Source organism: Bradyrhizobium sp. STM 3809 (assembly GCF_000239795.1).
Lineage (GTDB): Bacteria > Pseudomonadota > Alphaproteobacteria > Rhizobiales > Xanthobacteraceae > Bradyrhizobium.
Map to the genome: position 1 here is coordinate 1 of NZ_CAFJ01000243.1, position 12,999 is coordinate 12,999.

General features: G+C 67.1%; 10 protein-coding genes. 1 reads left to right on the plus strand and 9 read right to left on the minus strand.

Annotated elements, in window-relative coordinates:
* Positions 1-280: 280 nt before the first annotated feature.
* The 9 genes from BRAS3809_RS13285 to BRAS3809_RS13325 all read right to left on the minus strand — a co-directional run bounded on the left by BRAS3809_RS13285 (position 281) and on the right by BRAS3809_RS13325 (position 12,265).
* Positions 281-1,978, minus strand: a complete 1,698-nt coding sequence (locus BRAS3809_RS13285; protein WP_008962614.1) for an FAD-dependent oxidoreductase — start codon at positions 1,976-1,978, stop codon at positions 281-283.
* A gap of 2 nt (positions 1,979-1,980) precedes the next feature.
* Entirely contained in the window at positions 1,981-2,691 is a 711-nt protein-coding gene (locus BRAS3809_RS13290) for an SDR family NAD(P)-dependent oxidoreductase (protein ID WP_008962615.1), read from the minus strand.
* Positions 2,692-2,746: 55 nt separating this feature from the next.
* Positions 2,747-3,718: an NAD-dependent epimerase/dehydratase family protein gene (locus tag BRAS3809_RS13295; protein ID WP_008962616.1), complete on the minus strand. Its 972-nt coding sequence runs from the start codon at positions 3,716-3,718 to the stop codon at positions 2,747-2,749.
* 10 nt (positions 3,719-3,728) lie between these two features.
* Positions 3,729-4,151, minus strand: a complete 423-nt coding sequence (locus BRAS3809_RS13300; RefSeq protein ID WP_008962617.1) for a cupin domain-containing protein — start codon at positions 4,149-4,151, stop codon at positions 3,729-3,731.
* A gap of 70 nt (positions 4,152-4,221) precedes the next feature.
* Positions 4,222-6,801: a branched-chain amino acid ABC transporter ATP-binding protein/permease gene (locus BRAS3809_RS13305; protein ID WP_008962618.1), complete on the minus strand. Its 2,580-nt coding sequence runs from the start codon at positions 6,799-6,801 to the stop codon at positions 4,222-4,224.
* Positions 6,798-7,667, minus strand: a complete 870-nt coding sequence (locus BRAS3809_RS13310; RefSeq protein WP_008962619.1) for a branched-chain amino acid ABC transporter permease — start codon at positions 7,665-7,667, stop codon at positions 6,798-6,800. Before BRAS3809_RS13310 ends, BRAS3809_RS13305 begins: the two co-directional genes overlap by 4 nt.
* Before the next feature lie 41 nt (positions 7,668-7,708).
* Positions 7,709-8,947 carry an ABC transporter substrate-binding protein gene (locus BRAS3809_RS13315; RefSeq protein ID WP_008962620.1) on the minus strand — a complete coding sequence of 413 codons (1,239 nt, stop codon included), beginning with the start codon at positions 8,945-8,947 and terminating at the stop codon, positions 7,709-7,711.
* A 42-nt stretch (positions 8,948-8,989) separates the two neighbouring features.
* Entirely contained in the window at positions 8,990-10,780 is a 1,791-nt protein-coding gene (locus BRAS3809_RS13320) for a thiamine pyrophosphate-binding protein (RefSeq protein WP_008962621.1), read from the minus strand.
* Positions 10,781-10,810: 30 nt separating this feature from the next.
* Complete coding sequence (locus BRAS3809_RS13325; RefSeq protein WP_008962622.1) at positions 10,811-12,265, minus strand: aldehyde dehydrogenase family protein; 1,455 nt, start codon at positions 12,263-12,265, stop codon at positions 10,811-10,813.
* Positions 12,266-12,419: 154 nt separating this feature from the next.
* Between BRAS3809_RS13325 and BRAS3809_RS13330 the strand changes: the two genes are divergently transcribed.
* Positions 12,420-12,999, plus strand: a 580-nt coding sequence (locus tag BRAS3809_RS13330; protein ID WP_035656250.1) for a LysR family transcriptional regulator, incomplete at its 3' end; no start/stop codon positions are given.

Here is a 12,999-nt window from a genome sequence, read left to right on the forward strand (position 1 = left end):
TCTCAATCGATGGGACACGCGCATACAGCAGAGCTCGGGCCGAATCGGGCCGCGGGATTGCGGACCTGTGAGTATCAGCTGCGGCGAGCGCGAGGGCTGTTGAGAGGATGAATTGGGAGCAAAGCGCATCTCAGGCGAGCGCGTCGGACTCGAACGCGCGGCTGCGCCAAGCGGCTTCGCCGGAAACGCTTCGCCGCGGTGCGGATCAAACAGCGGGGCTCGGCAACGCCACGCACAGCCGCGACGCTCTGGCGTCAGAGCCCGGACCCCAGTGGCGCCGTCAGACATTCGCGCCGGCGACATGCCGGCCGACGAGCCAGCCGAAGACCAGTGCCGGCCCCAAGGTGATGCCGGGCCCGGGATAGGCCCCTTCCATGATCGAAGCCATGTCGTTGCCGCAGGCGAATAGGCCGGCAATCGGCGAGCCATCCGCGCGCAATACGCGCCCGCGCGGATCGGTGACGAGGCCCGCAGACATGCCGAGGTCGGCCGGATAGACCGCGACGGCATGGAAAGGCGGCTGCACGATCGGCGCAACGCAGGGGTTGGGACGTTGATCGGCGTCGCCGAGCGCGCGCTGATAGATGTTGCCGCCGCGGCCGAAGGCGGGATCCTCGCCGTGAACCGCATGGGCGTTGAATTCCGCGACGGTCGCCGTCAATGCCACAGCCGGCACGCCGATCATCTCGGCGAGCGCGTCCAGACTGCCGGCCCGCTTGAGATAGCCGGCGGCGACGTCATCAGCGACATTGCGCCTGAACGGCTTGATCTTGCCGAGACCGTATTTCCACAAGAAGCGGCGATCGCAGATCAGCCAGGCAGGAACGGCCGCGGCGTGCTGAAGCTGCGCGCGCACGAACTCATGGTAGGACACCGCCTCGTTGACGAAGCGGCGACCGCTCGCATCGACCGCGATCAGGCCCGGCTTGGCGCGGTCCGTGACCGTGTGCGGGAAGACTCCACGGCTGCCGTCGGCCCGCGTGAATGTCGAGGCCGGCACCCAGAATGCGCCGTCCTCCGTCGGCGGCGACAGGGACGCGCCCAGTGCTGCGGCCAGCCGCGCGCCGCGCGGGGCGGCGCCCGGATCGACGGTGGCCGACAGCAGGCCAGCGGCCTGCGGCACGTAGCGGCCGCGCAGTTCGGCATCATGCGACAGCCCGCCGGTCGCGAGCACGACGCCGCGCCTCGCGCTGATCCAAGAGCGGCCGCAACGGCCGACGATTTCGAGTCTGCCAACCCTGCCCTGCGCGTCCGCCTGAAGCTGCTGCACGGAGGCGCCGGTACGGATGACGACGCCATGATCGAGCGCCGAGCGCAGCAGCCGCGCCGCCAGCGCATTGCCGAGATAGAGCGTCGTGCCACGCCGCGCCGTGAGCCGCTGCAGGCCATAGTGCGCGAGCAGCCTGCCGGCATGCAGGGCCGAGCGCAGCGAACGGCCGGCGCGGCGCAGATGCGGGATATCCTGGCGGCTGATCATCATGCCGCCGAACAGCATGAACTCCGGCAGCGGGTCGCGCAGCAGCGCAAAGGCGTCGCCGAGGCCGCGGGCATCGAAGGGCCGCGGCTCCAGCACCCTGCCTCCCGCGGTGGCACCGGGCAGGTCGGGATAATAGTCCGGATAGGTCGGTACCGGCTGCAGCCGCAGCGCCGTGCGGGCCTCGAGGTCGCGCAAGGCTTCGTCGCCGAACGCCAGGAACGTCTCGAGCCGCGTGCGGTCCTGCCCTGGCACCGTCCGCGCCAAATATGCGCGCGCCGCCTCCAGCGTATCCGCGCGCCCCTCCGCGGCCGCCTTGTGATTGGCGGGAATCCAGACCATGCCGCCGGAGATGGCGGTGGTGCCGCCGATGAATTCGGCCTGCTCCAGCAACAGCACCGAGCAGCCGTCGGCGGCGGCGATCGTCGCCGCGGTCATGCCGCCCGCGCCGGCCCCGACGACCACGACATCGAACGTCTCGCCATCGTGCGCCGCCGCCGTCATGCTCACACCATGCCGCCGTTGGGCTGCACGATCTGTCCCTGGATCCACGAGGCCTCGCCGGACGCCAGGAAGCGGACGACGTCCGCGATCTCGCCCGGCTTGCCGATGCGGTTGAACGGGCTGAACGCCGCCATGCGCTGCTTGGCCTCCTCGGTCTTGCCGGCATTGAAGAGATCGGTGTCCACCGGACCGGGCGCCACCGCATTGACGCGGACGCCGCGCGCCGAAAGCTCCTTCGCCATCGAGCGCACCAGGCTTTCGACCGCGGCCTTGGTCGCCGCATACGGCCCGGTGCCCGGCACCGCATGGCGGACCAGCGACGTCGTGATCGCGACGATGGCGCCGCCGTCGCGCACGCGCCGTGCCGCTTCCGCGAGCACGTTGAAGGCACCCATGACGTTCACCTCCATCAGCAGCCGGAAGTCCTCCGGCTTGAAGCTCGCGAGCGGACCAGCCGGCACGTTGATGCCCGCATTGGCAATGACGGCCTGCGGCGCCGCACCGAGGTCGGCGGCAAGCTGCGCGAAGACCTGCGCGACCGAGGCGGCATCGCGGATGTCGACCCTGTACTGCTTGCCGGGCCCGTTGTCCGCCGGGCTGGTCGCGTAGGTCGAGGCCACCTGCCAGCCGGCATCGGCGAACGCCTGCGTGCAGGCGGCGCCGATGCCGCGGGAGCCGCCGAAAATGAGGACGATCGGAGCAGAGCTGGTCATTGTGGCTTCCTTGAATGTTGACGTCGATTGGCGAGGCGCACCGTCGCAACCGGTCTCACGCCGATGTCTTCGCCATCGCGGCGCGCGTCGCCGCGATGGTGGCCTCGATGCCCGTCTGCAGGTCGAAGCGCGGCTGATAGCCGAGTTCGGTCCGCGCGCGGCTGATGTCGAGCGCGCCCTTGGCCGCGCTCAGCACCCGGCCGCCGTGATGATACGGACCGGTGTCGCCGACCGTGATCTGCGCGCCGGGAATGGCGCGATTGACCGCGTCGGCGGTGTCACGCAGCGTCGGTGCGACGCCGGTCGCGACATTGTAGGCGTCGAACCGGTGCTGCCGCTTGTCCAGCGCGAGCAACACGCCGGCCACGGTGTCGTCGATATAGACCTGGTCGACGGCGAGATTGCCGCCATCCGGCTGATGGAACGGCTCGCCACGCAGCGCGGCCTCGATGAAGGTCCGCGGCATGCGCAGGCGCGGCAGATGCGGTCCGTAGACCCAGCAGGTCCGGACGTTGATGCATTCGAGGCCGTGGTCGCGGGAATACACCCGACCATAGTGCTCGGCTGCGAGCTTCGTCAGACCGTAGACGCTGGTCGGCTTCTGCGGGTGCTCCTCGTCGATCACGGCGGACTGGAAGTCGCCATAGGTCTCCTCGGTCGACAGATGCACGACGCGGCGGACGCCGGAGAGCCGCATCGCCTCGAACAGGTTGATCGTGCCCTCGACGTTGACCCGCAGGGCCTTCAGCGGGATATCCGCGGCCTGAACCACGCCGACCACGGCGGCGGCGTGGATGACTGCGTCGGGACGAAGCGTCTGCACTGTGCGCAGCACCGCGTGCCATTCGCCGAGATCGACCGCGGCGGTGACGAGCCGCGGCTGGCGCGACGCCTGCAGGGCCATCGCCTGGGAGACCGCGAGGTCGATGGCGACGACGCGATCGCCGCGCGCGAGCAACGCCTGCACGATCGCCGTTCCGAGCCAGCCGCAGGCGCCGGTGACCAGAATGGTCTTGCTCGCGGTCATGCCCGGCCCCTCACCGCGGCGCCGGCTCTTCGTCGGTCGGCGGGCTGGTGATGACGAGGAACAGCAGCGGGTCGTTGCCGGTGCAGTGGAATTCGTGCACGACGCCCGGCGGGATGTAGGTGACGTCGTTGGCGCGGACCAGACGGCGCTCGCCGTCGAGGATCAGGATGCCTTCGCCCGACAGCACGTGATAGATCTGCTCCTGCACCTTGTGGGAATGGCTCTCGACATGCGCGCCCGGCTCGTAGGACGAGATGCGGTAGTCGAAGAACCGGCTGCCGGTGGTGTCCGGCGTCACGATCGCCTTCGACAGCGCCTGATTGTAATGGCCAGGATATTGGGTCCAGAATATCTCCGCGAGATTGCGCGTGGCCGCGATCTTCTCTTTCGCGGCATTCGCAAAGGCCGCCGGTCCGGGTACGACGATCGTCATGTCTCATCTCCTCAGGAAAATTCAGCTCGCGCCAGCGAGCAGACGCCGGTGAGTCGCGAGCCTGTGATGCTCATGTGCCGTTGGCCGCGCGTTGTACTGTGTCAGAGGCCTGGGTGATGCCGAGCAAGCGCCCCTGCAGTTCGTGATCCGCCGCGAGCGCGGCGGCGTCACCGACATGGGCCACGCGGCCGTTCACCAGCACATAGGCGCGGTCTGCCAGCGCCAGCACGCTCTCGGCATGATGCTCCACGATGACGAGGCTCGCGCGCGACCTCAGTTTGGAGACGGCATCGCGGACCTCCTGCACCACGGCGGGCGCCAGGCCCTCGAACGGCTCGTCGAGCAGAATCAGCCGGCTCGGCACCATCAAGGCGCGGGCTATCGCCACCATCTGCCGCTCGCCGCCGGAGAGATTTTCCGCGCGCGCCTTGTGCAGGCTGCGCAGCTTCGGGAACAGATCGAACACGTCATCGAGCGACGCGCCGCCGGTGCGGGTCGCGAGCTTGAGGTTCTCCTGCACGGTCAGGTTCGGAAACAGCCGGCGTCCCTCCGGTACGAGCGAAATGCCGAGCCGGTTGATCTCGTCCGGCCGCAGCCGGTTGAGCTCCCGGCCGTCGAACGTGATGTAGCCGCCGCTCACCGGCACCGTGCCCGTAATGGCCCGCAGCGCGGTGGTCTTGCCGACGCCGTTGCGACCCAGCAGCGCCACCACTTCGCCCGGCCGCACGGCGAGGTCGAGCCCGTCGAGGACGGTGCCGCCGCCGTAGCCGGCACGCACCCCCTCGAGCCTGAGCAGAGGCTCGGCGGCGGCGCTGCCCGGCAGTGGCGTCACATTGGTCGCCCGCGGCGAAACCGCCGCGACTTGGCCATGGGCCGTGCCGAGATAGGCCGTGACGACTTCCGGATGGGCCGCAACGTCCGCGGGCTTGCCGTCGGCGATCAGCCGCCCCTGGTGCAGCACCGTGATGCGGTCGGACATGGCCAGCACGCGGTCGATGTCATGCTCGATCAGCAGCACGGCATGGGACTTCGCCAGCCGCATGATCAGCGCGCCGACGACCTTGCGGTCCGACTCGGCCAGGCCGGCGAGCGGCTCGTCGAGCAGCAGGAGCTTGGCATCGATCGCAAGCGACACCGCGATCTCGAGCAGCCGCTTCTCGCCATGCGCCAGCGAGGAGCATTGCTCGGCGGCGCGATCGGAAAGACCGACGGCATCAAGCAGCGACCATACTTTGGCGTTTGCAGCCTCGTCGTCATAGGCGTCGCGCCACAAGCCCGTCCATTGCCGGTTGGCAGCCTGGACCGCGATGCGCACGTTCTCGAACGCGGTCAGATTCGGAAAGACGCTCAGGATCTGGAACGAGCGGGCGATCCCCAGCCGTGCGCGCTTGTAGGGCGGGAGCTGATCGATCGGCGCGCCCTCGAACAGGATGGTGCCGGCATTGGCCCGGAGCACACCGGTCAGCAGATTGAACAACGTGGTCTTGCCGGCGCCGTTAGGGCCGATCAGGCTGTGCAGGCCGGTCCGGCTCATCTCGAACGACACGTCGTTCTGGGTCACGATCGAACCGAAATGCTTGGACAAGTTGCGGATCGCAAGGATCGGCACCTGCGAGGCCGTTGCTGCAGCCTGGCGTGCGCGATCCGGCGCATAGGGAACGATGTCGCGCGGCCGTGTTGGAATGACGTCGCGCGTCAGGGTCCAGCGGCTGCGGCCGGCGACACGCTGGAAGATGCCGTGGATGCCTTCATGTGACAGCAGCGCGAAGGCGATGATGATCGGGGCGAAGATCAGCCACCAGTTCTCGGTGACGGCGCTGAGCCGGTCTTCCAGGACGATGAAGACGATGGCGCCCCACAACGGCCCCAGGAAATGATGCACGCCGCCGAGTGCCGCCATCAGCACCGGATCTCCGGCATGCTCCCAGTTCAGATTGTTGGCGTAGACGCCCTGCAGCAGCAGCGCCATCAATCCGCCGGCGACGCCGATGCCGCCGCCGGCAATCACGAGCGCGATCAGCTTGGTGCGGTAGGTGTCGAAGCCCAGGCTTGCGACCCGCTGTTCGTTGTCGCGCAGCGCCTGCATGAGCCGGCCGAACGGCGCATGCGCCAGCCGCCACAGCATCCACAAGCAACCGATCACCACGACGAGCGTGAAGCCGTGGAAGGCAAGCGCGGAGCGAAACAGGGGGCGCGCAACGTTCTGCAGCCCGTTCTCCCCTCCGGTCACCGAGGTCCATTTGAACGCAATCTCGAAGGCGATCTGCGAGCACGCCAACGTCAATAGCGAGAAGTAGAGCCCGCGCCGGCGCAGGATGATGGCGCCGACGATCAGCGCCAGCAGCAGCGAAAACACCACCGCGATCGCCATGCCGGCAATCTCGTTGGCACCCGGCATGAAGCCCAGGCCGATGACCAGCGCATAGCTCGCGCAGCCGAAGAAGAAGGAGGCGCCGAACGGCACCAGGCCGAGATAGCCGATCAGGAAGTTCACCTCGGCGCCGTACAGCGTGTAGATCGCGATCTGGGTCACGCGGTGGATCGGCATGCCCACGGCGAGCGCGATGCCGGAGGCAAGGAGCAGCATCACGCCGGCCACCAGTACCGGATGCCCCGCCAGTCGCTGCAGAACGGGCTTGGTGGTCGTCATTCGAAACGCTCCCAGCGCTCGCCGAACAGCCCGCGTGGCCGCAGCAGCATGATCGCGAACATCAGGGCATACATCGATGCCGCGGCCGCCTCGGGCCAGAACTGGATGGTCAGCGAGGTCACGATGCCGACCGCGAGCCCGGCGACCACGGCGCCCCGAAAGGAGCCGAGGCCGCCGATGGCGACGATCACGAAGGCCGGCATCACCGCATTGGCGGCCATCGACGGCGACACCGTCCACAGCGGCGCCGCGAGCACGCCGGCGATCGCCGCCAGCATGCAGCCGAGCCCGAACACCGCGGTGAGCACCCGCGGCAGATTGATGCCGAGCAATTCCACCATCTCCGGATCCCGGCTGCCGGCGCGAAGGATCCGGCCATAGGGCGTGAACGCCAGGAAGCCCCACAGCCCGAGCAAAGTCGCTGTTGTCGCACCCAGCACCGCCACGCGATATCGGGTGATCAGCAACGGGCCGGCTTCGACGATGCCCGCGAAGGCCGGCGGCGGATTGAACGGCTTGCCGTCTGCGCCCCAGACATAGCGGATCACCGCTTCGATCAGGAGCGCCAGAGCGAAGGTCACGATCAGGCTGAGCAGCGGCTCCTTGCCGTAGAGGCGGCGGATGATCGTCACCTCCACGGCCATGCCGATCAGCCCGACCAAGGGCGGCGCCAGGATCACCGCGCTCCAGCCGAACAGCTGGAACAGCTGCCACGCCACGTAGGCCCCGAGCGCGAAGAAGGCACCATGCGCGAAGTTGATGACGCCGAGCAGGCCGAAGGTGATCGACAGGCCGACGGCGATCAGCACGTAGATGAAGCCGAGCACCAGCCCGTTGGCCGCCTGGGAGACGAGAGTGTCGAGCATCGTTCGAGCCTGTCAATGCGCCATAGAACCGGGCCGCCGCCTCACAGCGAGGGCATGCTGCAGCCGATATCTTCCTTGGTACCGAACGCTTTCGCGGTCTCGTCCGCGGTCGCCGACGTGTTCTTCAGCACGTCGAAATAGTCGAACTTGTCGGTGATCTGCTTCTTGACCTGGACGATGACGGCAGGGCGCACCAACTGATGGTCAAAATCGCGAAAGAAGAACGGAAACTCACCCTCGGTGTTCTTCCACTGCTCGAGATGCGCCACGATCTGAGCGGACTCGGTCGACTTCGCCGCCTCGATCGATTCCAGCAGCGCCCGCATCCCGATCCAGCCCGACCACGTCTTGTCCGACGGCGGCTGATTGTACTTCTTCTTGAAGTCCTCGATCAGCTTCTGCTCTGCGGCCGTGTTCTTGGGATTGTTGTAGTACCAGGGCTTGATGTAGATGCCGGTCGAGGCCTGCGGCCCGACATCCCAGAAATCGGTGTCGGTGACGGCGACCGCCGCATAGGGGATCTTGTCCTTCATCCCCATCTCGTTCCACTGCTTCAGGAAGTTGGAGAAGTCGCCGCCCACCAGGCCGCCGACGATCACGTCGGGCTTGGCCTGGCGGATCTTGAGGATGTAGGAGCTGTAGTCCGCGGTGTTGATCGGCACCTCGTCGACTCCGACCTCGGCGGCTCCGACCTGCTTCAACAGCGCGCGCGACGCGCGCAGGATGTCCTGTCCGAAGGCATATGATGCCGTGATGAAATAGACCTTCTTGCCGATACTGGAGACGTAGGGCATCAGGCCGGCCATCTGAACCGGCACGGTCGCCTGGGTGCGGAACGTATACTTGCTGCAGCTCTTGCCGGTGATCTCGCTGGCCGCGGCGCCGGTCAGGATCAGCGGCACCTTCTCGCGATTGGCGACGCTCATCATGGCGAGCGCCGAGGACGAGTAGTTGCCGCCGACCACGGCGACGACCTTGCTCTCGTCGACGAGCCGCTGCATGTTCTGCTGCGACACCTGAGGATTGGGCTCGTCCAGCCAGACCAGCTCGATCGGGCGTCCCAGCACCTTGCCGCCGGCCTGCTCGACCGCAAGCGAGCTGCCGCGCTGCAGATATTCACCGATCGAGGCGCCCGGCCCCTGCTTGGCATAGATCATGCCGATGCGGACCGGCCCGTCGGCCTGGGCGCGCGCGGTGCCGTTGACGCCGAGCACGGATGCGGCGGCCACGCCGGCCGACGCGCGCATGAAAGATCGCCGGTTCAGATCACGCTTCAACATGGTGCTCCTCCCTCTCGATGTCGTTGTCTTTGTTTTGTCTCGTCAGTCGCGTCTGTAAGGCTTGCCGAACACCGGCTCCTTGAATGGGATCGGCGGCAGCTCCCAGGTGCCGGTCGATGGCGGGCGCACCTCGGCATCGACATGCAGATCGATCACGCAGGGCCGGCGGTTCTTGATCGCGGTCTCGACGGCGCCGCGCAGGTCGGCGCTGCGGGTCACCGTCACGCCGTCGGCGCCGCAGGCGCGCGCCCAGGCTGCGAAGTCCGGATTGTAGCGATCCCCGCCGGGCCCCTGATTGCCGCGATAGAACGCGGTGCCGAGCTCGCGGCCCTCGAAAAGGCCGTATTGCAGGTCGCGGATCGCGCTCCAGGCAAAGTTGTTCCAAACGATCCAGATGCACGGCAGGTCATATTCGACGGCCGTGGCGACGACGTACGGCGCCATCATGAAGCCGCCGTCGCCGACCACCGCGACGCAGGGCCGATCGGGCGCCGCCAGCTGTGCGCCGAGCACGCCGCAGACACCGAACCCCATCGACGAGAAGCCCCAGCTGTTCATCATGCTCTGCGGCCGCTTCGGCTGCCAGAACTGCATGAACCAGTTGTGGTGCACACCGGAGTCGAGCGAGAGAATGACGTCGTCCGGCAGCACGTCCTGCAGCGCGGCGACCACGTATTCCGGCCGGATCGGCGTGGTGTCGGCGCTGAAATGCGGCCGGACGAAGCTCTCCCACTCCGCCTTCCAGGTCCCGATCTCGTCGCGCCACGCCGCGAAGTTCTCGCGGCGAATCGCGGGGCGGCGCTCCAGCGCCACGAGCAGTTGCCCGGCGAAGGTCTTGGCGTCGGCGATGATGCCGAGCGTCGGCGGATAGTTGCGGCCGAGTTCCGCGGGGTCGATGTCGACCTGCAGCAGCCTGGTCGCGGGGAAATTCCAGGAATAGCCCTGATGCCAGCTCGAGGACGAGCGATCGTCGAAACGCGTTCCGATGCACAGCACGAGATCGGCATGACGACCGGCCTGGTTGGCGGGATAGGCGCCGTTGCGGCCGATGAAGCCCAGCGTCAACGGATCGTCCGCCGGCACGCAGCCCATGCCGTTGGGCGAGGTGATGACCGGAATGCCGTAGCGGCTCTGCAGCGCGCTGATCTCGGGGCCGGCCTCGGAGAGCGTCGTGCCCTGCCCGATGAAGAACACCGGTCGCCTGGCGGCTTCGATCAGGTCGAGCGCCTTGGCGAGGTCGGCCTCGCTCGCGCTCGGCCGATGACTGCCATGAACATGTGACAGCGGCGGCAGCTCGACGTCGGCCTCCTCCTGGAAGACGTTGTACGGAATGTCGAGATTGACCGGGCCGGGACGTCCCGTGACCATGGTGTCGAAGGCTTGGCGCAGCGCCAGCGGCAGCATGTCGACGCGGCTCGGCTGGAAGGAACGTTTCACCACCGGGCGCAGCACCTGAGCGAAATCAGCCTGGTTGTGCGCATAAAGCTCCTGGAACGGCGCCCGATTGGCCTGCGACGTCGGAACATTGGCGGTGATCGCAAGGAAGCTCGACGAGTCCGACAATGCGGTCGCGAGCGACATCACCATGTTGGCCGAGCCGGGCCCGGTCGAAGTCAGGGTCGCGACCGGACTGTGCTTGACACGGAAATAGGCGTCGGCCATGTGGCCGGCGCATTGCTCATGGCGGGGCGAGACCAGCTTGACGCGATCACGCACCTGGTAGAGCGCGTCAAGGATGCCGACGTTGCCGTGGCCGCAGATGCCGATCACGAAGGGCACCTTCTGCTTGACGAGATATTCGGCGATGACTTCGCCGCCCTTCATCTTGGTCATGGTCAGATCCTTGTCAGCTGACGGTCCGCGTCATGCGAGGATCGTCACGATACGCTCTTCGCTCATTTCGCGGATAGCGTAATGCGGCCCTTCGCGACCGAAACCGGAGTCCTTGGAGCCGCCATAGGGCATGAGGTCCACGCGAGAGCTCGGAGTCTCGTTGATGTGAACGCCACCGACCTGCAACTGCCGCGCGGCCTGCAGAGCCTTGTCCAGGCGCTTCGTGAAGATGCCCGTGGCAAGCCCATAGGGCGTGTCGTTGACGCGTGCGATCGCCTCGTCCAGCCGATCGAACGGCGCGATGCACATCACCGGCCCGAACACTTCCTGGCAGCCGAGCGGCGTCGCCCTGTCGACATTCGTCAGCAGCGTGGGAGGTACCACGGCGCCCACCCGCGCGCCGCCGACCAGGCGCCGCGCGCCGCTCTGCTCGGCCAGCCCGATCCACGACTCGATGCGCTGCGCGGCGGCCTCGCTGACGACGGGACCGACCACGGTGTCGTCCTCCCCGGGATCGCCATAGGGCAGCCCGGCGACGAGTTCTGAAAGTCTCTGTTCGACCTGCCCGATCAGCGAACGCTGCACCAGCAGCACCTGGATCGATGTGCAGACCTGGCCGGCCTTGCGGAAGCCGGCATTCACCACCTTTGGCAGCGCAGCATCGAGGTCCGCGTCCTCACAGATCACGCAGTGGGAAATCGAGCCGAGCTCCATCTGCGTGCGACGAAGTCCCGCTTTGCCCTGGATGATGCGGCCGATCTCCGTGCTGCCCGTGAAGGCGAAGAACTTCACGGCGGCTTCGGTCATCAGCCAATCGGCGACCTCGCCGTCACCATGCAGCACCGACATCAGACCCGATGGCAGACCCGCGGCGATCAGGCACTCCGCCATGATGCAGGACGTCATCGGGGTGTGCAGCGACGGCTTCAGCACCACGGCATTCCCGGCGGCCAGCGCGGGCGCCACCTTGTGCGCCACCGTGTTGAGCGGGGCATTGAACGGCGTGATCGCAACCACGACACCGAGCGGCACGCGGATGGTGAAGCCGATCCGGCCCTTCTGGCCTGCCGCCCCTTCCATCGGCACGATATCGCCGGCCAGCCGCCGCGCCTCCTCGGCGGAGAGCCGAAACGTCGTCGCGCAGCGCTGCAACTCGCCCATCGCATCGCGGCGTGGAAAGCCCGCCTCCTGACGCAGCACCTCCACCACTTCCGACGCACGCTTCTCGAGCTCGACCGCGGCACGATCGAGGATGACGCCGCGATCATAGGGCGTCAGTGCGTTAGCTCGGAACGCCCGCTCGGCGGCGGCAACGCAGGCGCGGACCTGCTCGCGGTCGGGCAGATGCGCGGACATCACCGGCAGCAGGCGGAATTTGTCGAGCACGGCGACGGTGTGCAGGCCATTCACCCATTCGCCGTCGATCAGGAGCCGGCAGGAGGGCAGGCCAGCCGGGGCCTGTCTTTGAACCGCGGCGTCCACCATCGTCTGGCTCCTCCCAAGGGCTTTCTCAGCTGTTGACCTCGTCCTTAGAGAGAAATTGACATTAGCAAAAATACTGTTTTGGATTGGTCGCCATAAGCTGAGCATATAGCCTGGCTGAAACGTCTTGTTCCTCCCCGGTGGTGCGTGCCCGCTCATGGATTTGCGTCAGTTGCGCTACTTCGCCCAGATCGTCGAGAGCGGCAGCCTGTCGAAGGCGTCGCGCTGCCTGTTCGTTGCGCAGCCCGCACTGAGCCAGCAGATCGCAAAGCTCGAGGAGGAAGTGGGCAGGCCCTTGCTGCAGCGCTCCTCGCGCGGCGTGATCCCGACCGAGAACGGCCTTGCGCTGTACCATCACGCGCGTTTCATGCTGCGCCAGCTCGATCATGCGCTGTCGATTGCCCGCCAGGATTCGGCAGAGGTCAGCGGCATGGTCTCGGTCGGCTTGCCCGCGACGACCGTACTCGCCATCGGGCTGCCGCTCACCAAATGCATCCGCGCCAAATATCCGGGTATTCTTCTCAACGTCGTCGAGGGAATGAGCGGCCACATCGCTCACATGATGCGGCTTGGACAGCTCGACCTGGCCATCCTGTTCAACAATGACGTGTCGTCCAAGCTCGACGCGATTCCGCTGCTCGATGAGGAGCTGTTCGTGCTCCTGCCTGCCGACAGTCCGCTCGTGCCGCGCCACCGCCGCAGCATCACGGTGGCCGAGGTCGCCAAGCTGCCTCTGA